Source organism: Flavitalea sp., from assembly GCF_035489435.1.
Taxonomy (GTDB): Bacteria; Bacteroidota; Bacteroidia; order Chitinophagales; family Chitinophagaceae; genus DATHKG01.
Window position 1 is genome coordinate 27,055 of sequence record NZ_DATHKG010000034.1, and the last position, 25,557, is coordinate 52,611.

Consider the following 25,557-nt stretch of genomic DNA (forward strand, 5'->3'; position numbering starts at 1 on the left):
CAATGCCCGGTTTATAAAATTATTTAAAAGATCGAATTGAGTGCAGAACACCTGACATGAAATGCCTGTATTTCGACCCTTTGGAAGGAGATGACCAGCCAAGCAAACACTTAATATAGAATATAAGTTTTGCCTTGCGGGAAGTACCGTCCAATATTAATCTCTTCGCATCGTTAAAAAGTAGAGATGAGTTAAAATCGGTCATGTACATCAGATATTTTACACGATCAACGATAAACTTATGGAACTTAAAAGGTTGATAGATTTTGCGTTCTGAATTTTCCCGGATCAGGCGATTTGCAAAACGGAACGCATTATAAGTAAACCTGGTATCATAACCAGTAGGGTTGGGAGAACCAAATAGGAAATAAACGATTTTGATTTCTTCATCCGTTAAGCTTTTACCTATCAATCTCTCGATCTGCAATTGTCTGACTTCTTGAATCTTGCGATTTTGAACTTCCTTTTTGTAATGGCTGATCTGATCGGCATGCACACGATAATGAAGCAAAACATCATCGAGGTTAGCAATTTTGGTTATAAGGCTTAGGTCTACCCACATTTTAAAATCTTCGGCGGGCATATAATCGATTTCATAATGCTTACCATACTTGTGAAGGATGCTCGCTCGCATTATAACGCTCGGATGTCCAAAAGTAGAGTTTTCAATGAGTTGAATTTTTAAATCATCATGATCAGAGGAAACTTTGATAATCTGTGTACAATCTCCGATAATATCGTACCAGGTTCCACAGAGGCCAATATCCGGATTTTTGTCAAGAAAATTAACCTGCTTCTCAAGCCTTTCCGGGGCACTGATGTCGTCTGCATCCATTCGCGCAATATACTGGCCTTTAGCAATGTCAATACCTCTGTTGAGGTGCGCTACATAACCCGAATTTTCATTAAAATTAAAAAACCTTATCCTGTGATCTTTATAAGTTGTAATAATCTCAGCACTTTTATCTGTTGAACCGTCGTTGAAAATCAGGAATTCAAAATCGGTAAAAGTCTGTTGCAAGATACTGTCAATAGCTTCCCTGATGTAATGTTCTGCATTAAACACCGGCATTATAACAGAGACCTTAACCACTATAAATAATCCATTTGATTTGAAACAAGTCCCGGATTTTTACCACAGTAACGTTTACAATCTTCGCCACTCTTTGGGGATAATATCTTTTGCTTCCTCATTTCGCACTTCATCGGCAAACCACCTTTCAGGAGCTATTACCAATTTATCCTTTGACTTATTTAGCCATGCGCCCCACCAGCTGAAAGTACTATTAGCTATGATGTGGTGTTTGCAGGAATACATTAGCCGTAAATCCTCATAATCTGTTTTTGCATCGTTTATGTCTACAAAAACATGGGGATAATTAATCTGTAAATTTTGTTTTACCCAGGGAATATCATCTGAGAAAATATAATATTCGGGGTTTTTGCATTTTTCAGCCGTCAACTGAATAGCAGCCTGATAATAGTCCATCGAGCATGTTCCATGAGCCTTGTTGACAAAATCTACAGTAACAAAATTTCCGCGCCTGATATGAAGACTTATAGCCTCTTTTGACTTAATCTCGTTAAGTAAAGCCAGGTTGGGAGGCGAAGGGTCAATCTTTATTTGGAGCTCTTTGCGAACAAGAGATTCAAATTCGCTGAAATATTTTTCACATTGCCAGTATCCAAAAAGATAACCAGGGGACTTAATGGCCAGATATGCCGCATCAAAGAGTAAATTTTTCTCTTGCACCACAATAGGATGCCCACCCAAATATTTTCTTTTAAACCGTTCAACGAAACTTTCCTGCCTTTTTTTTAACCTATCCAATTCCACTTTGCCAGCGATTGGAGCATCTATTGAAAAAGGCTCTAAACTGTATTCGTGCCACTCATAATTTTCAAAGAAGGTAATATCCAGCTTTAATTCTGTCCTGTTCCGGGTGGCGATAGATCGTCCCATAGCATATTGGAATAGTTGATTGCCAAGGCCGCCTGCGAGTTGTACTGCTATCATACCTTTTAATATTTGTACAGACAGCTGCTGATAGTTTGTAGATCCGTCTCGGTCAGTTCCGGATAATTACCACAGTAAAACCCGTTATCATGCAAAAAGTCGGTGCCAGGTAAATCATATAGCTCCTTAACGTATTTCTTATAGAACGGTTGGCGCTGGATGTTACCTGCTATCATCGGTCTGATCTCAATTCCGGCACCAGAGAATCGTGCCAGGTAATGGTCACGAAGTTCAGGAGTCTTACAAACCACGGGCAATGCAAACGTTGATAAACATGTAATGTGGTCGTGTTTTAATTCAAGAATATCTTCATTCTCTTTAAATATCTTTTCCAGGCGGAGGTAGTTTTGTTCGCGCTTCTTAATATTATCATCCAGAAACTGTAATTGGTATTGACCTAAAAAGCCAGTGATTTCAGTTGGTCGAAAATTAAAGCCAAGATCATAGAAGGTATATTTGGCTTCAAATTCAGAATGAACATTATGTTTCCTTCTTAACCTCACCTGTTGAATCGCATTTAGATTTCTGTCCCAACCGTTCGCCCTCACTATCCGAAGCATTTCCGCTAACTCTTCGTTATCTGTACAAAGCATGCCACCTTCGATAGTACTCATATGGTGAGCTATGAAAAAAGAAAAGCTTGCGCATAATCCATAATTTCCGGCTTTACCGCTGGGCAACTCAGTTCCTAACGATTCACAATTATCCTCGATAAACAGTATATCCCGATCTTCACAAATAGTCTTTATATTGTCAATGTCGCCGGTAAATCCAAGAACATTTGTCAAAAACAACGCCTTAATATCGGTTTTGGCTAAAGTCGTTTCGAGATTTTTCGACGTAACGTTAAGGCAATAAGGATCACAATCAATAGCCACCGGAATCATATTCATCTGTATGATAGGCATGGTGTTCGTGCTCCAGGTGAGGGCGGAGAATCCAATTCTGTCGCCATCACTTAATTTTCCCAGATTTTTTAAGGCCTGCAACATCGCTAGATTAGCACTCCCCCCACTATTAAATAATACAGACTCTTTTCGTCCCTGGTAACGCGAAAATTTCTGCTCAAACGCAGCGCATTCCTTGTCCATACTTAAACGGTCAGTCTGGAGTATAAATTCAGCTAAGGCCTTCTTGGTTTCATGTTCATGCAAAAAAGCATTTTTCATTAAAGGGATCATGCGGTAGTCTTAATTTTTTGATATATATCAATCATCTGGTCTATTCCCTTATCCAAAGGGATACTCGGAAAAAAACCGATTTCTTTCATTTTGGTCACATCCATGCATTTTCGCAACATTCCATCTGGCTTTGTGTCGTCCCACAGAATACTTCCCTTGTAGTTTACTTTTTGTGCAATTATTGCAGCCAACTCTTTAATACTCACATCAACACCCCAACCAATATTTATAAACTCGGTATTATCATAGTTCTGCAGCATAAAAAAAATCGCTTCTGCAATGTCGTCGACATGCATAAACTCTCTTCGGGCAATTCCTGTTCCCCATAAAACTATTTCCTTGTCATTGTTGTCCCGGGCATCGGTAAACCGCTTAACTAATGCAGAAAGTACGTGAGAATGTTTGAGATCGAATGAATCGTTAGGTCCATAAAGATTGCACGGCATCAAACTGATACTTTTGAACCCATACTGCTTATGATACGCTTCAAGCATTTTGATTCCAGCAATCTTGGCAATAGCATAGCCTTCGTTCGTAGGCTCCAATTTCCCGGTTAAAAGATACTCTTCTTTCATCGGCTGATTACACTCCTTCGGGTAGATGCATGAACTCCCGAGAAAAACGAGTTTCTCAACACCGTTTCGGTATGCCGCATCAATTACGTTGTTTTGAATCATCAGGTTATCGAATAAAAAAACACCTGGGTTGTCGATATTAGCCTGGATTCCGCCAACTTTTGCCGCAGATAAGATAACCAGCTCAATCTTCTGCGATTCAAAAAAGGAACGGACAGCCAATTGATTTGTAAGATCAAGCTCCTTGCTGGAAACTGTAATTATATTGGCGAAATTCTTTTTTTTCAATAAGCGCATAGTTGCCGAACCCACCATGCCATTGTGACCACAAACAAAGATTTTTGAATTTTTATACTTACTCATGTTCATTTTTTCGAAACCAAAAGCAACCGCAACCATACGTTTGAGCATCCGATGAGCATTAAACATAATTTTCGCCTTGCCAATGAGAACAGCAAATTATAATTTTCCATTTATGGTTTCTGATTCAGGCCCTGATTGCATTTCGTAATTGTTTCATATGAAGAAAAATTTTCAACAGGAAAGGCACTGGCATTCCTTGTTTTATCAGGCGCAAGTCCCGTAGTGATTCAATATTATATTTAGCAAATAGTTGTCTGAAAAATGTAAAATGGTCATTTTGAATAATAAAAGGTGACTTTTTTATTTTATTGTATAGCAACAAATATTCAAACAGTTCAACCTCTGCGTTATTCTCACAGATGTTTGTAACATTATGATTGGCGCCACTAATCGTACTTATTAAAGGTTGATCCGTAAAATTAAAAGTTCGTGTCTTTAAAAGAAATCTAATGTAAAAATCGAAATCCACGACCCATTTCAAAGATGTATCATATTCAGTCTGGGGCAAATTTCTGTAAATAGTGGCGCTTGGGGCTCCAATTATATTTCCAAAGAATAAAATTTTAGGGTTCGTCCGCAATGCTTCCAGTTGGGTTGGACTTGCTTTATGAATCCATGTTTTATTTTCATTGACCCTTACGACAGAAGATGCGCTGAAAGCAAAATTTACTTCATTACTTGATTCCAGCAATTTCACAAACTCACGTAAACTATAAGAGTATGTAAAGAAGTCGTCATGATGCAACATTTTTATATACTCACCTGATGCCTTTCTAACCGCTTCATTCCAATTCTCAGGCGATCCGAGACTATAACTATTTCGATAATACTTTAGCTTGCCATCAAAGTTGTAGTTACTCAATAGTTGTTCAATTGTATCATCGGGCGAGTCATCTGTAATAATAAGCTCGAAGTCCTCATAATCCTGAATAAGTATGGAGTCCAATGTCTTTCGCAGATAGATCTCCTGCATATACGTTGGAATACAGATAGAAACCTTAGGCATTATATATTATTTCACGGCTACACATATGATGAAATCTCTATGACTTAGATCTACTTCAATATCATGTGTATCATAATTTTGATAATAGTATTCTTTTAGAGTAAATCCCGTCGCTACTAGCCATTGCTCTATTTTTTGCTCATCAATATAAAAGGTTTGATGATGTCCTAATTTAATGGCTGCATCGCTTTTTTCCTGTAAATAGGGTGTTGAAAATACAAAGCTCCCCCCTGGCTTAAGCGCACGATGGAAAATTTTCAATACACTTAAGATGTCATTTTCAGAAAAATGTTCAACTGTTTCAAACGAGAAAATTTTATCGAAGTAGTGTTCGTATTTAAGATTCAGCAAGTTTGCATGTATAAATTCAACATTATTCACCCTGCGATAGCGTTTCTTCACAGCCTTAATAACCTGATCATTCAGATCTGCCCCAATTACATTCTTTGCCTTTTTTGAAAGCATCACGCTACCATACCCGGTACCACATGCAAAATCACCGCAAGCCTCGTTATCATTCAATAATTTGGTCGCAAATTCGTACCTTCTGAAATGAGATTTTTGATACATGTCTAAGGTCTCAAAGTCTATCTCATTATTGAAGACAATGTCCACTCTTTCGCCAGTTGCGTCAAATTTAGTAGGCTTAAATCCCAATAATTTTTTTAATACGCGTTGTACTCTTTTAATCATATCAGTTAATTCTTCTTAGATAACCATTTACATTGAAAGTTGCGTTTTTGCCAAATAAGTCACACCATTTCCTGTCAACCACAAAATTTTTGTTCGTCTTTAAAAACTCCGCAATAGCTTTTAGTGGTCCGCCATTGTATTGCTCTTTCATCCCTAATTCGTCTATGATACCATCTTCTACAATGAGATAAGAATCACGCGTTACTAGAGGAGCAAACTTAATAAGCGCTGCAAGAGTGTCTTCGTACATATGGGAAGCATCCTCTATTACAAGAATCTTTTCAAAGCCAACCGCATTTTGTATATCATACTTGTCCCATCCTTCAGTAAAAGTTTTAATCCTGGGATTCTCAGCTAGAACCGGGTCAGATTGGTTTTTGATATCAATTGTATGAATTATACCATGTCCAATATTATTCATTAAATCGGCAATATATAATGCGCCTCCTCCAATATTGGTTCCTATTTCAATTACAAGGTCCGGCCTTAATTCACTAATAATCATTTGATATATTACGTAGTCGAATGGACATCGGATCGCTTTTATACCGCGATATGTTACTTTATGATGTCCTTCACAGACAGTATCGACATTGAAGATAACTTGGTCATCTACTGAGGTTCGTTTCTTTTTAAACATCTAAATTGATAGATTTTCTTTATAAAATATTTTCTCTGGTTTCGTTGGATTTAATAATCGGCCCTGACACATCAGCAATGTCAGAAGCATGTTTTGATCAGGCAAAATCATCCTGACCGTCTTATTAATCTTTTGAGCCTTTGCAATTCCACGATAAACAATTACTATAAAACCACCACTTAACATCTTTTCCAAAGGAATTCCGAGGCAAATGCCTCGGTTGTTCACAAATCATGTCCATTCATAGAACAGACTTTATTTGTATCCACCTCTTTGAATTTCAAGCATTCGACTTTTGAGGCAATGAATCCGAAATTTGCTCGCGAATTATATTCCAGGTATACAATTCGTACACTTGTTACTTCAAGGTTTAATAATTAGACCCTGGCAGGTAGGCAAGGTAAGAACCATCACGCCTTTGGATTTGGCAAAAGCATCATGAGCGTGTTTTTGGTCGTTATGCGCGTTTGCGTAACCATAATCATCCAATATTATCATGCCGCCGCTAACCATCTTATCCCAAAAAAATTCCAATGCTTCAGCTTCAGGTTGAACACAGTTCATGTCAATTGACAGATAGCAAACTTTATGAGTATCCACCTGTTTCAAGGTTTCAGGTACGGCACCTTTGATTATTTTAACGTTGAAATCTTTAAAGATTTGTTTTACCTGTTCATGCAGACCGATTTGTTTTCCGTATCCAAGTGCCCTATGCCTTTCCATCTCGAGCGGAGTGCTATACTTTTCATCCATTCCCTCGAAAGTATCTAGCAAGTAATATCTTTTATCCAGATCCTGGAAATTAACGAAGTTTATGACTGACCTGGCAAAGATTCCAGTGCTAACTCCGCAGTCAACAAAATCCCCTTCAAGTTGTGCAGCATGATGGGCGGCCCAGCATAATACGTGAGTTCTCCAGTGTATGTCATAGTCCTTTAACAAATGACCGCCGTCCGTTTGTTTACCTAATTCATAGGACTCAAGAAAATGCTGGTCTTTCATAAAATCAGCGTTATGGAAAGTATACAACAAGTCTTGTGCATAAGTGACTGACGACTTTTCAAGTAAATGATATTTAGTCAAATCAATTTCACTTTTTGCTTCAGGTTTTGCAAATGATCTGAGAAGCTCCAGAACCTTTCTAGGTAATACTTTCTTTATCGTTTGTTTCATATATCGAAGTTTGCCAGGTGAGAATGGGGCGGACTATTCCTGGAAATCCTCCTGCATAATTACCCCGTGCTGAGTCACCATTGATTTTGTCAAAAACGTTGAAAGCAATTGCATCCAGTTCCTGAAAATGTATATAAAAGGGTTCCTGAGTAAAAATAGCGACACCCACAATTATAACACCTTCTGATAAAAAATTGCCAGGGAGCCAAACGGTGGAAGTATATGTATCCCTATTGCGTTTGTGAACCCGTATTTCTGATGTTATGTCGTGAGAATTAAGGATGTTGACACCTTGGTTATTGAATAAATTTATACCGTGGGTAAAAACCGCTCCGTCCTTTAATACCATATACTTCATAGTTATCCCGACAGGCTGTGTTATGTCAAGGTTATCCTCCTTTTCAAGGTCGGGCCCATGAGCAAATACTTCAAGTAAACGTACAACATCATCACCTGGAGCATTAGCCAGGTCCCATTTCTTTGCACCGGTCGAACCAAAGTCAGATTGGAGATAATGATTCACCACTTTGTCAGTCCTCCCATATGTTTGCACAGTTCCGTTTTTCAAAAGGATCGCATGATTACATAGTCTCAGTACAGAATCCATACTGTGACTGACGAATAAAACCGTTCTTCCCTGGGTTTTACTCACATCGTTCATCTTTCCTAAACATTTCTTTTGAAATTCCGAATCCCCTACCGCTAAAACTTCATCGACGATTAATATTTCGCTTTCAAGATGAGCTGCCACAGCGAAAGCTAATCTCACGTACATCCCTGAAGAATACCTTTTAACAGGAGTGTCAATATATCGTTCCACCCCGCTGAAGGCTACGATTTCATCAAACCTCGATTTGATTTCTCTTTTTTTCATACCCAGGATCGCGCCATTCAGAAAAATATTTTCCCGCCCACTTAGTTCCGGATGAAACCCGGTACCAACTTCCAAAAGGCTGGCTATTCGGCCCTTAACTTTTATTGATCCCGTGGTAGGTGTTGTAACCTGGCTTAGGATTTTCAATAATGTGCTTTTGCCAGCCCCATTTCTACCAATTATTCCGACTGCAGTACCCTGTTCAATCTCGAAATTTATGTCTTTCAGGCTCCAAACAACATCACTCTCCCCTTGAATAGTCCTATCATTTGATTCGCCAATTTTCAGGAAAGGGTCCTCGCCGCCTCTCATCTTTACCCACCATCTGTGAATGTCACTCGTCATCGTTCCCGTACTAAATTCTCCGAGCTGATATGCCTTTGAAATATTTTCAGCTCTAATTACAATTGACATGTTAAAGCAGGTTTAAATTGTATCTACGAAACTTCGCTCTACCTTATTAAAAACGAAGATCCCAATCAATAAAATGACGAATGTAACAATCGCACTATATGCAAATGCAAATGAATAAAATTCGCCTTTATCAAAAAAGCCATATCTGAATGTTTCGATGAGCCCTGCCAATGGATTCAACATTAGAATCTGTTTATATTTTTCAGGCACTGCCGACAAAGGATAAATCACCGGTGTAGCATACATGGCCAACTGCATACCAAAGGCTACCAGGAAAGCCAAATCCCGGTACTTTGTAGTCAGGGCAGTAATTATTAATCCAAAACCAAGACCCTGTAAGGCCATAAGCAGAATAATTACAGGGAAAAGTAGGATATACATATTGGGCCCGGCAGTCTGCCCCTGGAACATATACCATGCCCAAATAACGAGAAAAAGAAAAAACTGAACTCCAAATTTTATCAAATTAGAAAGTACAATACTCAGAGGCATAATAAGTCTGGGAAAATAAACCTTTCCGAGTATCCCGGCACTATCGCGAAAAACAGTACTTGTTTTGGAAAGACATTCGGCAAAATAATTCCACGCGATAGCGCCTGCCAAATAAAATAAAGGACCAGGGATATCATTTGTACCTATTCTGGCCAGCCGTCCAAAAATAAAACTGTAAATCAACGTGGTAAACAGTGGCTGAATAATAAACCACAGCGGCCCAAGTATTGTTTGTTTATAAACGGAGATAAAATCCCTTTTTACAAATAGTAACAAAAGATCCCGGTAGTTCCAGACATCCTTTAAATGCAAATCAAAAATGTTGGATTTTGAGGTTATCTCGAGATCCCACGAATCGCTGTTTGTAACGTCTGCAGTAGAATTCATTTTATTTCTTAAGAAGCTTATTGATAAGACCGGAACCAGGTCTTCAATTATATATATTTCCTTACTTAAACTTTACTTTAAATCTGTTACTGAGGCTTTCCTGAACACTCTGGCTTAGGAATTCCTCTGCCGATATTATCCGTGAAAGCAGACAGACAAGAGTCACTTATTGCCGCTTAAGTAAACATTAAATTTTAGTCCAAACAATATAGTGTTAATCACGCTTAATTTTTAACCGTCGAAGCAATCGACGTAGCCACGAAGAATGACTATTGTTAACATCGAAGTATCCGCTTTTTCCGCCATAACCGTAGCCATAACCGCCGTAATTGCCATAACTATAATAATGCGAGGTAGCTTTAATATCATTTACCAGCAGACCCATATTGGGCAGTTTTTGCTTAACATACAATTCTTCGATGAAATGAATCTGTTTCTTAAGCGTATACCCCATCCTTACAATGTACAGGCTGGCATCAACATGCTGACTCAAAGTGAATGCATCACTGACAAGACCGATGGGCGGAGTATCTACTATCACTACTTCGAAATTTGCCCTGACATATGTAAACAGATCTGCCAGTTTAGGATTCAGCAATATTTCAGAGGGGTTTGGAGGTACCGGACCGCAAGGAATAACAAATAGATTTTCGACGTCCGGCACCGGCACAGCAAGTGACTCAACGGGTATATTGCCCACAAGAAATGTGGTAATACCCTGGGATTTTGGTAGCCCGAGTCCCTTCATTATTTTGGGTTTACGAATATCGAATTCAAGTACTACGGTTTTTCTGCCTGCCAGTGCCATAACGGCGGCGGCGTTTACACTGATAAAAGACTTACCCTCACCACTAAAAGTAGAAGTCACGAGAATAACAGGACGTTCGACATTGTTGATCAGGTATCTCATGTTAGACCTGATCATCCGGAACTGTTCTGTGACCACATCTCGTCGATTTTTTTGAACGAGCAACGTGCTTTTTGTAACAGCGTGTCCCACTTCTCCAAAAATAGGTGCACTGGTAACTTTATTGATATCTGCCCTTGATCCTATCTTATCATTTAATAACTCTTTCACATAGATAAATCCGACTGGGATTAGCAAGCCGAAAAACATCGCTAATACTTTGGCATTTAATGGCTTTGGAGTTACCGCCATCCCACTTGCGATAGCCTCGTCAACTACCTGGGAATTTGAAACCGTAGCTGCCTGGGAAATCAACATTTCTTCCCTGGTCTGGAACAAAAAAAGGTATAGCGTCTGCTTGATTCCTTGTTGCCTTGAAATTTCAAGCAGCTCCTTTTCCCGGATAGGGACGGAGGCGATGCTGGCATTATATTGTTGATTACGCTGTCTAAGATTAGAGATTTCCAGGTCCGAGATTGAAAGAAGGTTTCTGATGGTTTCGAGGAGATTGGAACGCAATTTTTGTGCCTGTACATCAATAGTTTTAATTGCCGGGTTACTGGCAGTTGTTGTTCGCAAACTAGCCTCACGCCTTAGCTGCAATTCGTTATACTGACCGACTTGCTGCAATAAGGTCGGTTCACTAATCCCCAGTGTAGTGGGTACAACAGTATTTTGATTACTATCGTTTGCAATATATTCCTGCAAATATTTAAGTATGTTTTTCCGTACCTCCTGTTCCCTGATATTATTTTCAATATCTATCTGTCCACCTATATACAACTCAGACTGCGACTGGAGATTAGCTATTCCCTTGTCCTGTTTATATTTCTGAAGATCTTTTTCGACATCACCGAGCTCTTTAGTAATAATTTTGAGCCGCTCATTGATAAAAGAAATGGTCTGAGAGGCCATTTGCCTTTTATCTTCTACATTCAGCTTTTGATATTCAACCATCAATTGATTCAAAATCGCTTTTCCGAGAAGTGGATAAGGCGACATGTATGTCAAGGCCAGAATATTCGATCCATCCCGTACCGGGGAGATATTCAATCCGCCTAACACAAAAAAAGCAGCATTTTCCAATGGCTCCCAGGTTAGAATTTGTTCTCTATATGGAAGATTTAAGGCCGATGAATCATTATTGAGAATTCTGAAGGTGCCCGATCCGGTTTCGAAAGGCTCTCCGAAATGATATCTTTTACCTTCCGCATTGTCCATACTGAATTCACTGGGATCATGAACATATATATTGATTCCGATTGGAGTAAGGGAATCTTTAAGTTTTATCACGTCTAGCTGAATGGGGCTGTAAGGATAATTTAAACTAGTCTTTACATTACCCTGGATATAGCTTCTGTTCTGGAGGTTTAATGATGCCGCAACTCTTTTCGCAAGGTTTAAAGATCTAAGTAATTCGATCTCATTAGAGACATTACTCCTCGCGCTGTTAAAAAACATGTTATCCAGTTCTGAGTTCGTACCTGACTGTGCCGATATCTTTATCAAAAATGTTGCTCTGGCATTGTAGACAGGTACAGTATATCGTAAATATAGAAAAGCGATTATTAGCGCAATCGTAATTGAAAGTGCAAACAACGGAAGATACCTGATATACCTGAAGATAAAATCCTTGGTCGTTATTTTGATATTTTGGTTCTCAGTGGAACTCATCATTTTCTTTAAGTCTGGGTTTACTTAGTTATTCTGGATGATAAGGGTGTACAAGACCACTAGTGTAGAAACCAGACCTGCAATAGTGGCTGCAATGGTTAGATTTCGGGTAAAACCAAGTTCGTTCCCACTTGGCTTTCTTTTATTCGCTTCTACCAAAATGACATCGTTTTGTTCAAGATAAAAGTACGGCGACTGAAAAATATTTGCATCTCTCAGATTTATTCGTCCGAACTCTCGCTTTCCTTCTTTCTCTCTGATTATTAGAACATTATCACGCCTCCCATACACTGTTAAATCGCCTGCAAGACCTATCACTTCCAAAATGCTTAACCTTCCTTCAGGGGTGGTAATTGGACCTGGCTTTGCAACTTCGCCGATCACGTTGACCCTGAAGTTCAGAAACCTAATGTCAGTGTAGGGTTGTACTAAAAATTCTTTTAATTTTTCGTCCATCAGTCGCATTAGCTGAAGCTTTGTCAGCCCTTCAACGTGGATTACACCCAAACCCTGGAATCTGATATTGCCTTCCTGGTCGACCAGGTAACCTGGAGCGCTGGTTCCGGAGCCAGCTGACTCTTGTGCCTGGTTATATATAGCCGTAGCTTCAGGATTATCACTATACACTGTGATAGCAAGCATGTCACCTTTCTCGATGCTTGATTCCAAATACTTTACCTGCAGGTTTGCCGCCGTATCCAACCGTCCAACATTCAAATATTTTTGTTCCTGTCTTAGCCTTTTTTCCGTGCCGCAGGAAACAACTGCAGAGATCATTGTGATCCAGAACATTAAGCTTAATAATTTCCAAACGTTTTTGCAAGACATATCAGATAAACGAATAATAACAGTATGAAAAAATCATTTATTTTTTAATAGCGGAAATTCGGATTCGGTCGATCTTGGCAATAAGCGCGAAACCAAGGCTTTCAATCATTACACGGACCATATTCTTAGACACGCTGATGACAGTTGCTTCTTTGTCCATAAAAACACCGCTGTTTATCTGAACTTTTTTGTTGGGTAGAATTTCAAAACGTTCAACCTCCACATTATCGTGCTCATTTAAAAACTTTTTGATGGTGTCTATTTCTCTGTCCTTTAAGACAGCCGGCTTTCCCAACCAATATACAAAGTTTACAACTCCGTTGGTCATGCGAACAGCCGTTTTTTCATCTTCTGTAACTTTGACGAAAACATAAGATTTGAACAAGGGTTCCTCAACTGTCTTTAGCCGGTCACTCCATTTACGTTCAATTTTATTCAATGGACAATAGGTTTCGATCCCTTTCTCCTGTAGTAAACGATGCACTTTCTTTTCCCAACGATGGCGAGTATAGATAGCAAACCATTTTTTCTTTTCTGTCATAACGGTAATGTGAACAGCTTAGTACTTAGGCATCAATTCCGCGGGATTTCCAACATACTTCCCGGAAATGTCAATGTTTTTAGTTACGACTGCGCCAGCCCCAATTACTACGTTATCGCAGATTGAAACAGGAAGAATGGTGGCATTAGATCCTATAGATACGTTGTTGCCAATGCGTGAATCCCTCCATTTTGAGCGATTACCATTAGCAGGTGAACCGCCCGAAAACGTATCGTTTACAAACATCACCCCATGTCCGACAAAGCAATTATTACCAATAATAACCCCTTCACAGATCATACTATGGGATTGGATCCGGCAATTTTTACCTATTTGTACCCCGGTTTGTATTTCGGTAAATGGACCGACGAATGAAAAATCGCCGATACTGCAGTTATACAGATTCACAGGCTCTACCACTTTCACGCCTGTCCCAAATTTTACGTTAATGATTCCTGCTTGTTTTATTTCCGGCTCCATTATCAAATAAATTTCTGCCCGAGTGTTCTATCTATTTTACGTTTGTTACTGAACTGTATATCCGTCTTATGATCTCAACGGTTTTAAGCCCCTCATTGGGCGTGGTGGTCATCTCACACTGTTCGTTTAAAACACTAATTATATTTTCGAAAACTTTATCATGATTGCTCATAGAGCCTTGATATGTCTGATAATTATTGGCACCGTTTCCCGGTGGTAGGTTAGTAATTTCGAAACCTTCAATTTCCTGGTATTCCAATTCATTAAGATATTGCCCCCCGATTTTCACGGTGCCCTTTTCACCAAATATAGTAAGTGAACCTTCCATATTTTTCTTATAGGCATTCACTGTATAATTAATAGTCGCAATAGCCCCCTGTTCAAATTGCAACACAATCACCCCTGTATCCTCAAAGTCAATCAATCCTTGATGACCAAAATTTCCGGTCATTCCCTGTGCCTGTTTAATATCGCCTATCAACCAGTAGAGGAGATCAATAAAGTGGCTAAACTGCGTAAATAAAGTGCCGCCATCGAGATTGATGGACCCCTTCCAGGTGTCTTTATAATAAGCTGCATTGCGATTCCAAAAACAATTAAGCTGTAGGCTATATATTTTGCCAAGGCGACCTTGATCTATGAGTGATTTCAAGGCAACCACTGGTGGATTGTATCGATTTTGCTTGACAATAAACAATTTGCGATCAAAGGCATGTGAAACGTCGATCATTGCCTGGCAATCTTCGGTAGTTAACGCCATCGGCTTTTCACATAAAACGTGAAAGCCACATTTAAGAGCATCAATAGAGTGAGATGCATGTAGACCATTAGGAGTACAGACTGAAATGAGATCCAAATCAGGCACTGATGCCAGCATTTCATGGTGATTATCAAAAACCCTGGTCGAATAAACTTCTCCAAGGGTGGTAGCTCTATCTTTGATGATGTCGCAAACTGCAACCAACTCTCCCCACTCATGCATATACCGGGCATGTGTCTGAGAAATCCGTCCACAACCGATTATTCCAAAACGAATTTTGTTCTTTGTCATATTTTGCCTGGAACTCATAGCTTCGCCATGCCAGTCACATAAAAATGTTGTAACTGATTGTATTCCATCCAATTAAAAAACCGGCACCATGCCAGCCTGATAAAATGAAAGGGTATAAGTAGTTTCCCTTGCCAAGAAATCTTCTTAAACCCTCTTTATAATGCCTTAAAAATAACCCAGTTATACTGGTTAACATTAAACATATGTGATTCTAAATAGTATTAACAGGATATGTGTATCTATTCTAATTACTGCTTCATCCCATATTCTGTTACCTTGGATTTTACAGGGTGCAAATATAAGTGAATTTTAATGTCAAAGGCACGCCCCCGATCTTCACTAAAATTCTTCAAATCTGTAAATCAATGCATATGAGTGTCTTCTCAGTCCCAAAAAACCTGCAATAAGCAAAAGTCAGGCCGTTTCTGGTCAATGGTTAGGTAGTTTATAAATAGTTCAGAAAAAGGTGATTTCGTGTCTCCCTGGATTAGGATTGTTTATATTAAAACCGACCATAAATTGCTTTTCCATGAAAATGGTTAGATTCGGAAGTAACCCCTGAAATATTATCATTTTTCGTTGAGCGAAGTAGGCCATTCTTATTTTGAAGTATGCTGTGTACATGCTATAAAACTGAGAAATTGAACCCTCCTCCCCAACTTCTGTGCTGGCGCCATCATACTTTTAACTCTGAGAAGTGACTTTCCATGTGCTCACTTCACAAGCAGCCCTGAGACTGTCTCAGAAAGCTTTTTCGGGTGGAAATTTTATTTTTCTTCACGAAAATCTTAATAATTATTAAAAAGCCCATTAAATTTCATTTTGTAAGGCACTTATTGTTATGATTATTATTTCCGACCAACCAGGGCAACTCGCGAATCTTTTGTTTGTATATGCGAATTTTGTGGCATACGGCATTGAAAACAAAGTGTTTATTTATAACCCAGCATTTTATAAGCATAAGGAAGACTTTATTTTAAAAAAATCTTCCTTGCCGGTTACAAAACTTATTTACGAATTCTGCGGAAGAATAACCAAGAGACTTTTCATACTGGGAATTAATAATAAAATAATTGGCGTAAAAAAAATACAACCGGAAGAATTCACTGATTTGGAGAATATTCAAATATTCAAACCTTCACTCTTTTATTTTGTGTCGGGATGGCCATATCGCACAAATAGATTGGTCTTAAAACACCAGGATAGAATCAGAAGTTTTTTTAGGCCAAAACCAGTTTACCAAAAACAAGTTAATGAGTTCTTCAAAGCAAAGTTTCAAGACCAGGATGAGTTGATTATCGGAGTACATATTCGTCGGGGAGACTATAAAGAATTTTTAAATGGTCTGTATTATTATGAGTTCACAGAATATGAGAAAGTGATGGATCAAATGGTGAGATTATTTTCCGGCAGGTCTATAAGATTTTTAATATGCTCAAACGATACTTTAAATCACTCGACCTTTCAAAATAAAAATTTAAAAATTACATTTGGCCCTAATCATCAGATACTAGATCTTTACTGCCTCTCAAAATGTGATTTTATTCTAGGTCCTCCGAGTACTTACAGTATGTGGGCATCATTTTACGGCCAGGTACCTCTCTATAAACTTACAGACATGAACAAGCAAGTCACCTCATCCGATTTTCAGGTGCAACGTGATTTATAAACTAAATAAAAAAACAAACAACAATTTAAATGCAGGTATATTTTAAGGATTAGTGAGCCAGAAGGTTGTGAAGTGACATGTTGTTTCTTTGCTTACGGTACCTGTTGAAAAAGCTTTAGCGTAAACCACTTAAAAGCACAACCATAAAATAAAATTGATGTCATCACTTTTACAAAAAATAATTAAAAAAGGTTTTAAGCAAGTTGGAATCGACCTATCCAGCGAGGTTGATGTGAAAAAATTTGAACAAGTAATTTCGTCCCTGGATCGAATCTCTTTCATGCTGGCAAAAAATGTTAGCGAAGATCCGGCTTTTGATTTCCTGCGATTCGCTTCAGACAAATTAACGATATCACATGCTCAATTATTTCAGGATTTATTTGTGCTCTACACCCTTAATGAAAAACAAAATGGCTTTTTTGTCGAATTCGGCGCTACTAACGGAATCAGCCTGAGCAACACATATTTACTTGAACAAAAATACCAATGGACTGGAATTGTGGCAGAACCAGGGAAAGGATGGCATCATGAGTTGAGGCAGAACAGAAAATGCATAATTGATGACAGGTGTGTTTGGACATCCACCGGACAAGAGCTTGTTTTCTTTGAGACAGAAATTGCTGAGCTGTCTACGATAAAAGACTATGCAGAAACAGATTACTTCTCGAAGGAAAGGTCAGAGAGAACGGAATACCGTGTCAAAACAATATCGTTAAATGATCTGTTGGAAACAAACAATGCACCCAGGGTGATAGATTACCTGTCTATCGACACAGAAGGTTCGGAATTCGAAATCTTGAATGCTTTTGATTTTTCGAAGTACAAATTCGCTGTGATAACGGTTGAACACAATTTTTCAAGTATGCGATCCAATATTTTCGATTTATTAACTGCGAACGGGTACAAGCGCACTCTTGAAAAAATCAGCGCATTTGACGATTGGTATATATTTGCGGGTTAACGTCATAGAACATGCCCATACTTTAGTCAGATTTTGATAAATGGAGACCTGTCATATTTCTTCTTCGAAATATCGCACAAGTCAACGCCCAAATCATTACACTTTCAGCTATAGCCGATTGATAAGGCAGAATTATTGGAAACCCATGCAACACAACAACTGCTGTCAATAAACCAATCACCAAAATCGCTGAATTCTTTATTGAAATATAGATTAAACCTAAAGGAAACATCCACTCAATAATATTATACCCGCTTCGCGGTGCAATCATGCAAAGTTCAGCCAAAATATAAGCCAGGAAAGCAAACAGATATACTTTTGTAGAAGAAAAACCTGTTTTGCTTACCCTGAAGTACGTCAGGGTCAAAAGACAAATAAGAATTGCATATAAAAGAACCGAATGAAGATTACTAATTTCTATGTTCAGTTTTCTCAAATATGTTTGTACGGTCTGCAAACCATCAATATTAAATGTCTTTATTTCCTGAAGATTTACCGACCCTTCAATTTCTGCCGGCAATGATGCCGCCGATGTTTGTCTGTTAATTATTGCGCTTGAAATGACGCTATCGAACTTTCCGATTGTATCCGGTTTGACAAGCATTTCCTTATTGGCAATCATTTCCTTTTTGACAAGAATTTCCTTTTTAACCAGCATCTCATTATTATAAGCCTTCATCGCTGAAAAATATTCCTGCCAGAGGGCTGGGCGAGGAGCGACAAACAATAAGCATCCGACTACCAGGCCGGTAGCAAACCCATACAGCCATTTAAATTTGCCGTTGATTAAAAACCCTAATCCTATAACCGCAGCGATCGGCCGGAACAGAACAAAAATGCCTCCAACAAAACCAGATACAAATTCATGATGCCGGAAAGAAGCATTAAACAAATAATAGCTCAGCGCAAAAAACAATGCAAAAAATACATAAACCTGTCCGCGCTCCACATGATATAAAAAAGCTTCAGAGCAAAACAGCCCAAGAACTACAATCACAAAGGCGAAAAATTGTTCAGTAGATTTCAATCCTGGAAATTTCAAGTCCTGAGATTCCGATCCCAGAGATTCCGATCCTGGGGCTTCCGATCCTGGAGACCTCTTAATGACCAAAAAAACCACAGCAAACCCTGCCAAAATCTGGAGGATGGTCCAGATAAAACGAATAGTTGGATAAGACAGCTTTGACAAAGGATAGATCGAGTACAAAACAGCCGGTGTAGCTACGTTTCCGTTTACAATACGGTTCGGGTTGGCGTTTGGATCCAAAAGAAGCTCACTATCCCCTGCTTTCCATTTATAAAAATAAGGCGAGTGTCCGGTCGCTAATAGTCTTGACCCCACCACCCGGCACCGGAGATCGGAGCCGCCGTATTCAATAGAATAATGAAATGATTTTGCGATTGTAATTAATATAAAAACTGCCGTCAGCAGTATTAACATGTTTCGGGTGGCTTTTGACAAAATATCTTTTTTTAAATAAGCCGGGTTCCAGATAAAGATTTTCAATTATGATACCTTAATAAAGATATACGAAAACTGCCGCCTGGCAGCAGGTTCAGAAATTTTCTATTACCACTATGTTTAATATACCTTTGAAAACTTCAGTTGATAATAAAATCTATGTTAGATAGGCACAAGATTGCACGAAACAGAAACAAATCCTATGCAGACATACTGATTCTTGTTATTCTCATTGCACCATTTATTATCATCTCTGTCTTTAACCATCCCCTCGGCGACGACTACTGGATAACATCGATGGTAAGAAAGGATGGTTTTATCCAGGCTCAAAAAATGCTTTATGACACCGTTTCCGCGCGGTTTATGCTGTTGACAATAACGAGCTTAAGTCCTTTGACCTTCGGGAATTTCTGGCTGTATAAACTAATTCCGATATTATTTATCATTGTTTTCATTCTCGTCTTTGCTTTTTTATTGCACACGATATTTGGGGAGAAGAGCAACAAAAGGGATAATTATTTTTTGAGTGCATGCTTCACTACCGTTTATTTAAACGTGATGCCTGGTCCCGGTGAAGGTATTTACTGGTTTTCATCACTAGTTGCATACCAGGTAGCGACAATTATTTTTGTGTTATGGATAGCAAATATTTTCAGGTTATATAATCGGAATACCGGGGCAGGACCGGCTGCCGCCTATATTCTGCTGTTTATAGTTTTGCATGGATTTAATGAGCCGCTGGCCCTTATCACGAGTATTCTTAACGGGCTAATCCTTATGTTTCGCTTTCCGAAAAAGAAAGGATTTACCATACCTCTTATCTGCCTTGTTTTATCTCTCCCTCTATGGTATTATCTTTTGGCGGCACCATCATTTAATTACCGGTATGTGTCAACAGTTAAGCCAGGGAGCGGACAGTTTATCAAATCATTTTGGTTCTCGATCCGTTTGGCAATTTATCATGTCGGAAAAAGTCTTATTAATCCCGTATTCTGGGTTTGTACCATTCTTGCAGCCAGGTCAGTGTTATCTTTATGGCCGAAACAATTCCAGGCTCCTGCAATCAGGCTGCCTTCAGCTGGCCAGGTTATCTTTTACTGTCTCACCTCAATGTTCCTGATAGGTTTTGTGAGCAGTTACTATTCACCAAGTCATGTTGTCTCATTAAGATTGACAAACATGATCATATTTGTTTTTTTATCAGGATTGTTATACCTGGCGTTATTTTATATGCCAAAGAATCAACAGTTCCCCTTGTTCAAAAAACTTAATCTATATTATAAATATAAATACCCGGCTGTTTTTTGTCTTATACTTGCCTCACTACTATTTGAGAACAACTTCACCAGGACCTCAAAGGATTTAATGTCAGGCGCTGCCTCCGGCTATGATATGGAAATGAAAAACAGGTACCAGTTGCTGAAGACATGTATTGGCGACACATGCACCGTTCCCTCCCTCCAAAACAGGCCGGCATCAATTCGTTATTCGGGTTTTGATAATGATATTCATATTGGCGAGTACTTCAATAAAACAATTCTTTACACAGGAAACCAGGACTTTAACCCCCCATTACAAATCAATAAAACACCTCTTTAAACTTCTCCTCTATTCTTTTAACCTCATCATCTGTCAGCGCTGCAAATTCTTTTGTCCTCGCTCTTTCTGATAACTTACCCTTGCCCTGCTCCAGGAAACGCACAAGCAGCGCAACCATCTTATCGGGCATTTCGAAATGATCATCGAGATAGTTTTTGATGAGATCATATTTTTCGAGGTACTCCACTTCTTCCGGGATGGTTTCTTCTATAGTTTGCCGTACGCAATTGTATAAAAACTCTGCTTGTTTTGTTGCATCAAAATACCGGTAGAGATCAATGGTTTCATTCTGTATTTCAACATTATTATTTTCATCAGGCTTCCAGTCTATCAGGTCAAGTCTTGGCGCTGAAAAATTCTCGAGAACCTTCCTGTATTCATCAAGGCGTTGAAGAATAATTGCAGAAACAGGAAAGATAATTCCCCTCGATACATATTCTTTTCTTAGCAATACATGGTGAATCAGGTAACGATGTATCCGTCCATTGCCATCCACGAACGGATGAATAAATACGAATCCGAACGCGACCGTCGCCGCTGCCAGTACTGCATCATATTCCGTATCTTTTTCTAACTTCTGATCGGTCGCTATAAGTCCGTCGATCAATATTTCCAGGTCCTTCCATTTCGCCGAGATATGATCCGGGATAGGCGTTCCGGTTCTCCTGTCGTGCTCACCAATAAATCCCTCCTGCTCCCTCCATCCCATTTTTGTAAACCTGGGATTATCTATAACGATCTGCTGTAACCGAACCAGTTCTTCTTTATTTATCATTCTCTCCCCCGCCTGGCCAATTGCCCTGCCCCATCGCTGTGCGCGGTTTTGTGGTGGTCTTTCACCTTCAATGGCATAGGACGCTTTTGAATCCTTCAGTAATAGAAATGCTGCCGTTCTTGCCATTACATCCGGATGTATCTTACCGATAATATTTTTTATCCGCTGCGGCAGATCCAGTTTCATATACTCATCGAGCAGTGCTGTCTTTCTTATCATCGGGCAAAAATCCCTGGTTCCCGGAAGATTGTTCCTCACCCTGTGCCTTTTGGAGACTTCCTGCGAAGCTCCCGATGCATATTGGATCGTTTCATCAACAAGATCTACATAGTTGCCTGAACTGAGATCGGGAAGATCAAGCTTTGTGTCGATCAGCCATTCATACAAAAACCAGATTTTCCGGCTGTACTGACCGGTTGGTTCAGCGGCAACCATTTCCGTGATTTCGTTTCCCTGGAGTTTCTCAAATAACTTTTTTAGGAGTCCGAGATCTATTCCTTCATACTTAAGCGCAAAGGTCAGGTGTTCTGCCAGGGAATCTTCGGGCATATGCCGGGGAGTAAATACCATCCAGTCTTCCGTTTTGTACTGCTTGTGTTTCAGGCTGATCAGCGCCAGGATCTCCGGCAATGGTATTCTTAAGTCGTAATATCTTAAGATTGCACCATATCCCACCAGGTAGCCTTGTTCCGGAGCCGTTTTTCCATGAAAAACAGATATAAGTTGTGAAAAGTTATTATCAGGCACGATTCTTATGAATTTTGATTATGGGCGAAGTTAATAAAAAGCTTATGAAAAACAATTATTTTTCATGAAAAACAATTACAAAATGGCATATTTATGAAATATGATTACCCTCCTTCGTTGAGACAAAGGTGTGGAAGATGCCAAAATACTTAATTGTGCTTCCCAACTCTGTCTCTACTTCGGAGGGGAAAGCCCGCAAATAAGAGATAAGCCCAATACTGAATGGCAAGCCAGATACAGAATGGCAAGCCAGATAATGAATGGTAAGTTCAATAATTAATGATAAGCTCAATGAATAGTAAGTTCAATAATGAATGATAAGCTCAATAATGAATGATAAGTTCAAAAATGAATGGTAAGTTCAATAATTAATGGCAAGTCCATTACAAGGAACTGACCTAATATTAAACCTGTTGGATGAAGGAAAGATTTTATTCGCTTGATGTATTTCGTGGTGCCACCGTTGCACTGATGATAATGGTGAACAACCCCGGGAGCTGGGGACATATTTACAGCCCGCTCGAACATGCCAGCTGGCATGGGGTCACACCCACTGACCTGGTTTTTCCATTTTTCTTATTCGCGGTAGGAAACGCCATGGCTTTTGTGATGCCAAGGATGGAGCAGGCAGGAACAGCCGCCTTTCTAAAAAAAGTAATCACAAGAGCAGTACTCATATTTGCTATAGGTTTATTTCTTAACTGGTCACCCTTTGTTCGCTGGAGTGGTGAATCACTGGTATTCAAACACTGGGTAGATCCGGAAAATCCAAACAATGGCATTCGGATCCTGGGCGTACTACAAAGGATAGCGCTCAGTTATTTATTTGCCTCACTGGTTGTTTACTTTTTTAAATTAAGAGGAGCCTTTGTTGCAAGCATGGCTATATTGCTTGGATACTGGATGCTTTGCATGTTTCTTGGTACACCGGGCGATCAATACAGTCTAAACGGGTTCTTTGGAACAGCTATTGACAAAGCCGTTCTCGGCACTTCGCATATCTATAAAGGTGAAGGGGTGCCTTTTGATCCCGAGGGACTTGTTAGCACACTAACTTCCATAGTACAGGTGATCTTTGGATATTTCGTTGGTAATTACATTCAGCAGAAAGGTAAAACCTACGAGATGTTGTCGAACCTTTTCGTTGCCGGATCGATTCTCATCTTCACCGGGCTTTGCTGGAACCTGGTGTTCCCGATGAACAAAAAAATATGGACAAGTTCTTTCGTGATTTATACTTCCGGCCTGGCAATGACTGTGCTGTCGATCTTTATCTACCTGATAGAATTTAAAAATGCCAAAGGCGCCTGGAGCCGGTTCTTTGATGTGTTCGGAAAAAATCCTTTGTTCATATTTATATTGAGTGGCTTTCTGCCCCGCATCCTGGGATTAATGCGTTGGGTGGACCATGTGGATCCTGCAACCGGTAAGAATATTTATACCAGTGCGCTTCCCTGGTTCTATGAACATATATGCAAGCCCGTCTCGGAAAATCTTAAAAACGGCTCTTTAATGTATGCGATCTGTATGATCCTTTTTTACTGGTCCATCGTATACCTCCTCGACAGGAAAAAGATATATATCCGGGTCTGATCAAGAGAAACTTTAAGAGAGATATGAATTATGAGTCAATGTCGTTTAGTTAAGCAAAGATCTTTGAAAAGTGTTTATATATGGGTTCTAGTTAGTAATTTTATTGCTCATTGAAAAAAGCGATAGGATTATAGGGTAACATCTCTTAACAATATAAATCAACTGATTGATGAAGATCAATACAAGAGCCGTTCCAAAGACGGCGAGAAAGGATTTACCCGGGATCGAAAACTCTCCTTTAAAAATTTACTTGTTTTAATAAGCCAGGGCATGCGGAGCTCACTTCAAAGGGAACTGAACAGGTTTTATGCAAAAATTTTGGATAAAGACTTCAGTATTCAAACGGTGACTAAAGGCGCACTCAGCCAGGCGCGGGCGAAACTAATACCGGAAGCATTTTTGGATTTAAATCAGGAGGGTTGTAGAAGTTTCTACGAAGACGCCCCTTACCTGCAATGGAATGGTCACCGGTTGTTGGCTGGTGATGGCAGTGTCGTAATACTGCCAAATCATCCGACAAATCGGGAGGAGTTTGGTGTATATGAGATGGGTCCAAACGGAGAGTCGGAACGCAGTCTGGCGAGAACTTCGATTGTTTATGATGTACTGAACCTATTAACAGTAGATGCTATCATCGATAAGTATACTGCTTCTGAACAACAGATGCTGCAGCAGCATTTATCACGGGTAAAGTTTTTGGAAGGGGATTTATTGTTACTTGACCGGGCATACCCCAGTCTGGCACTGATGTTTACCTTACAGCAGCGCAGAATAGAATTTTGTATTCGACTGAAAGCTGGCCGATGGAAGGAAAGTCAGGAAATGATAATGAATGGAGAGACCGATAAAGTGGTTACGTTTACGCTGCCACCAAAAGATAGACACTTACAAAAGGAATACCTGGTATCTGAGCCGTCTGTCACCTGCAGGCTTGTTGTGATTGAATTAGAGACAGGTGAAAAAGAAGTGTTGTGCACCTCTTTGATAGATAAGAAGAAGTACCCGTACAGCGATTTTAAAGAACTTTATGGTTTACGTTGGAATGTTGAGGAGGCCTATAAATTATATAAACAAAGAGTCGCATGGGAGGCGTTCTCTGGTAAAACAGCAAGAAATATCAAACAAGACATTTATGCAAAAGTCTTTATGATGACGATGTGTGCAATACTGGCCCATCCAATAGAACAACGAGTTAGAAAAGAGTCAGCAACCGCAAAACATCGCAAACATAACAGAAAAATTAACAGGACAAATGCCCTGGCGTTTTGCAAAGAGTGTTGGAATGCTCTCTGGATAAAACCCAAAATTAAAGCTGCTCTTGCGGCGATGGATGATGTATTATTAAGGACATGCGAGATAGTGAGACCGGGACGAAAGTTTAAACGAAAGCATAAACAGAAGAAACCACCATCTATGGAATATAAACAGCTTTAGGGCTTAACTAAACGACATTGA

22 protein-coding genes are annotated in these 25,557 nt (G+C 39.4%); 5 read left to right on the plus strand and 17 right to left on the minus strand.

Translation table 11 applies throughout. The features are described from left to right. Nucleotides 1-19: 19 nt before the first annotated feature. From VK664_RS06035 to VK664_RS06105, 15 genes are all read right to left on the minus strand, one after another. On the minus strand, nt 20-1,093 hold the full coding sequence (locus VK664_RS06035) for a glycosyltransferase family 2 protein (protein ID WP_461397724.1): 1,074 nt from the start codon (nt 1,091-1,093) through the stop codon (nt 20-22). A 54-nt stretch (nt 1,094-1,147) separates the two neighbouring features. Then, complete coding sequence (locus VK664_RS06040; protein ID WP_461397725.1) at nt 1,148-2,017, minus strand: alpha-1,2-fucosyltransferase; 870 nt, start codon at nt 2,015-2,017, stop codon at nt 1,148-1,150. A 5-nt stretch (nt 2,018-2,022) separates the two neighbouring features. Continuing rightward, nucleotides 2,023-3,198 (minus strand): DegT/DnrJ/EryC1/StrS family aminotransferase, encoded by a 1,176-nt coding sequence (locus tag VK664_RS06045; RefSeq protein WP_461397726.1) that lies wholly within the window; start codon nt 3,196-3,198, stop codon nt 2,023-2,025. Continuing rightward, entirely contained in the window at nt 3,195-4,184 is a 990-nt protein-coding gene (locus tag VK664_RS06050; protein WP_461397727.1) for a GDP-L-fucose synthase family protein, read from the minus strand. The genes VK664_RS06045 and VK664_RS06050 overlap by 4 nt, the downstream gene beginning before the upstream one ends. Nucleotides 4,185-4,260: 76 nt before the next feature. Next, nucleotides 4,261-5,142 (minus strand): glycosyltransferase family 2 protein, encoded by an 882-nt coding sequence (locus tag VK664_RS06055; protein ID WP_461397728.1) that lies wholly within the window; start codon nt 5,140-5,142, stop codon nt 4,261-4,263. Between the two features lie 6 nt (nt 5,143-5,148). Further along, complete coding sequence (locus VK664_RS06060; protein ID WP_461397729.1) at nt 5,149-5,835, minus strand: class I SAM-dependent methyltransferase; 687 nt, start codon at nt 5,833-5,835, stop codon at nt 5,149-5,151. 1 nt (nt 5,836) lies between these two features. Next, the gene (locus VK664_RS06065; protein WP_461397730.1) at nt 5,837-6,475 is read right to left on the minus strand and encodes a CmcI family methyltransferase; all 639 of its coding nucleotides are present in this window, start codon (nt 6,473-6,475) and stop codon (nt 5,837-5,839) included. Nucleotides 6,476-6,838: 363 nt separating this feature from the next. Next, nucleotides 6,839-7,648, minus strand: coding sequence for a TylF/MycF/NovP-related O-methyltransferase (locus tag VK664_RS06070; RefSeq protein ID WP_461397731.1), 810 nt, complete (start codon nt 7,646-7,648; stop codon nt 6,839-6,841). Next, nucleotides 7,617-8,936: an ABC transporter ATP-binding protein gene (locus VK664_RS06075; RefSeq protein WP_461397732.1), complete on the minus strand. Its 1,320-nt coding sequence runs from the start codon at nt 8,934-8,936 to the stop codon at nt 7,617-7,619. Before VK664_RS06075 ends, VK664_RS06070 begins: the two co-directional genes overlap by 32 nt. A gap of 12 nt (nt 8,937-8,948) precedes the next feature. Next, nucleotides 8,949-9,815 (minus strand): ABC transporter permease, encoded by an 867-nt coding sequence (locus tag VK664_RS06080; RefSeq protein WP_461397733.1) that lies wholly within the window; start codon nt 9,813-9,815, stop codon nt 8,949-8,951. 214 nt (nt 9,816-10,029) lie between these two features. Then, nucleotides 10,030-12,399, minus strand: a complete 2,370-nt coding sequence (locus VK664_RS06085; protein WP_461397734.1) for a GumC family protein — start codon at nt 12,397-12,399, stop codon at nt 10,030-10,032. Nucleotides 12,400-12,420: 21 nt separating this feature from the next. Beyond that, nucleotides 12,421-13,188, minus strand: coding sequence for a polysaccharide biosynthesis/export family protein (locus tag VK664_RS06090; RefSeq protein ID WP_461397735.1), 768 nt, complete (start codon nt 13,186-13,188; stop codon nt 12,421-12,423). A 73-nt stretch (nt 13,189-13,261) separates the two neighbouring features. Further along, nucleotides 13,262-13,765 (minus strand): transcription termination/antitermination protein NusG, encoded by a 504-nt coding sequence (gene nusG / locus VK664_RS06095; protein WP_461397736.1) that lies wholly within the window; start codon nt 13,763-13,765, stop codon nt 13,262-13,264. 18 nt (nt 13,766-13,783) lie between these two features. Continuing rightward, the gene (locus VK664_RS06100) at nt 13,784-14,245 is read right to left on the minus strand and encodes an acyltransferase (protein ID WP_461397737.1); all 462 of its coding nucleotides are present in this window, start codon (nt 14,243-14,245) and stop codon (nt 13,784-13,786) included. Nucleotides 14,246-14,276: 31 nt separating this feature from the next. Beyond that, nucleotides 14,277-15,296: a Gfo/Idh/MocA family protein gene (locus tag VK664_RS06105; RefSeq protein WP_461397738.1), complete on the minus strand. Its 1,020-nt coding sequence runs from the start codon at nt 15,294-15,296 to the stop codon at nt 14,277-14,279. A gap of 841 nt (nt 15,297-16,137) precedes the next feature. On the opposite strand from VK664_RS06105, the gene VK664_RS06110 reads away from it, so the two are divergent. Next, nucleotides 16,138-16,965: an alpha-1,2-fucosyltransferase gene (locus VK664_RS06110; RefSeq protein WP_461397739.1), complete on the plus strand. Its 828-nt coding sequence runs from the start codon at nt 16,138-16,140 to the stop codon at nt 16,963-16,965. Nucleotides 16,966-17,122: 157 nt separating this feature from the next. After that, nucleotides 17,123-17,926, plus strand: coding sequence for an FkbM family methyltransferase (locus VK664_RS06115; RefSeq protein ID WP_461397740.1), 804 nt, complete (start codon nt 17,123-17,125; stop codon nt 17,924-17,926). Between the two features lie 22 nt (nt 17,927-17,948). On the opposite strand, the gene VK664_RS06120 is transcribed toward VK664_RS06115, so the two are convergent. Continuing rightward, the gene (locus tag VK664_RS06120; protein WP_461397741.1) at nt 17,949-19,367 is read right to left on the minus strand and encodes a glycosyltransferase family 87 protein; all 1,419 of its coding nucleotides are present in this window, start codon (nt 19,365-19,367) and stop codon (nt 17,949-17,951) included. Between the two features lie 180 nt (nt 19,368-19,547). Between VK664_RS06120 and VK664_RS06125 the strand changes: the two genes are divergently transcribed. Then, the gene (locus VK664_RS06125; RefSeq protein WP_461397742.1) at nt 19,548-20,987 is read left to right on the plus strand and encodes a hypothetical protein; all 1,440 of its coding nucleotides are present in this window, start codon (nt 19,548-19,550) and stop codon (nt 20,985-20,987) included. Here VK664_RS06125 and VK664_RS06130 read toward each other — a convergent pair. Then, complete coding sequence (locus tag VK664_RS06130; RefSeq protein WP_461397743.1) at nt 20,968-22,509, minus strand: Fic family protein; 1,542 nt, start codon at nt 22,507-22,509, stop codon at nt 20,968-20,970. The genes VK664_RS06125 and VK664_RS06130 overlap by 20 nt on opposite strands. 417 nt (nt 22,510-22,926) lie before the next feature. Between VK664_RS06130 and VK664_RS06135 the strand changes: the two genes are divergently transcribed. Together VK664_RS06135 and VK664_RS06140 are read left to right on the plus strand one after the other, a co-directional pair. After that, the gene (locus VK664_RS06135) at nt 22,927-24,102 is read left to right on the plus strand and encodes an acyltransferase family protein (protein ID WP_461397744.1); all 1,176 of its coding nucleotides are present in this window, start codon (nt 22,927-22,929) and stop codon (nt 24,100-24,102) included. A 165-nt stretch (nt 24,103-24,267) separates the two neighbouring features. Then, nucleotides 24,268-25,536, plus strand: a complete 1,269-nt coding sequence (locus tag VK664_RS06140; protein WP_461397745.1) for an IS4 family transposase — start codon at nt 24,268-24,270, stop codon at nt 25,534-25,536. The last annotated feature ends 21 nt before the right edge of the window (nt 25,537-25,557 follow it).

Coding starts and splice junctions, on each gene's coding strand:
- VK664_RS06045 (WP_461397726.1), bottom strand. CDS start 3,198: ATGATCCCTTTAATGAAAAATGCTTTTTTGCATGAACATGAAACCAAG.
- VK664_RS06075 (WP_461397732.1), bottom strand. CDS start 8,936: ATGTCAATTGTAATTAGAGCTGAAAATATTTCAAAGGCATATCAGCTC.
- VK664_RS06060 (WP_461397729.1), bottom strand. CDS start 5,835: ATGATTAAAAGAGTACAACGCGTATTAAAAAAATTATTGGGATTTAAG.
- VK664_RS06100 (WP_461397737.1), bottom strand. CDS start 14,245: ATGGAGCCGGAAATAAAACAAGCAGGAATCATTAACGTAAAATTTGGG.
- VK664_RS06120 (WP_461397741.1), bottom strand. CDS start 19,367: ATGTTAATACTGCTGACGGCAGTTTTTATATTAATTACAATCGCAAAA.
- VK664_RS06070 (WP_461397731.1), bottom strand. CDS start 7,648: ATGAAACAAACGATAAAGAAAGTATTACCTAGAAAGGTTCTGGAGCTT.
- nusG (WP_461397736.1), bottom strand. CDS start 13,765: ATGACAGAAAAGAAAAAATGGTTTGCTATCTATACTCGCCATCGTTGG.
- VK664_RS06105 (WP_461397738.1), bottom strand. CDS start 15,296: ATGACAAAGAACAAAATTCGTTTTGGAATAATCGGTTGTGGACGGATT.
- VK664_RS06115 (WP_461397740.1), top strand. CDS start 17,123: ATGTCATCACTTTTACAAAAAATAATTAAAAAAGGTTTTAAGCAAGTT.
- VK664_RS06055 (WP_461397728.1), bottom strand. CDS start 5,142: ATGCCTAAGGTTTCTATCTGTATTCCAACGTATATGCAGGAGATCTAT.
- VK664_RS06065 (WP_461397730.1), bottom strand. CDS start 6,475: ATGTTTAAAAAGAAACGAACCTCAGTAGATGACCAAGTTATCTTCAAT.
- VK664_RS06090 (WP_461397735.1), bottom strand. CDS start 13,188: ATGTTCTGGATCACAATGATCTCTGCAGTTGTTTCCTGCGGCACGGAA.
- VK664_RS06050 (WP_461397727.1), bottom strand. CDS start 4,184: ATGCTCAAACGTATGGTTGCGGTTGCTTTTGGTTTCGAAAAAATGAAC.
- VK664_RS06080 (WP_461397733.1), bottom strand. CDS start 9,815: ATGAATTCTACTGCAGACGTTACAAACAGCGATTCGTGGGATCTCGAG.
- VK664_RS06110 (WP_461397739.1), top strand. CDS start 16,138: ATGATTATTATTTCCGACCAACCAGGGCAACTCGCGAATCTTTTGTTT.
- VK664_RS06040 (WP_461397725.1), bottom strand. CDS start 2,017: ATGATAGCAGTACAACTCGCAGGCGGCCTTGGCAATCAACTATTCCAA.
- VK664_RS06135 (WP_461397744.1), top strand. CDS start 22,927: ATGAAGGAAAGATTTTATTCGCTTGATGTATTTCGTGGTGCCACCGTT.
- VK664_RS06085 (WP_461397734.1), bottom strand. CDS start 12,399: ATGATGAGTTCCACTGAGAACCAAAATATCAAAATAACGACCAAGGAT.
- VK664_RS06125 (WP_461397742.1), top strand. CDS start 19,548: ATGTTAGATAGGCACAAGATTGCACGAAACAGAAACAAATCCTATGCA.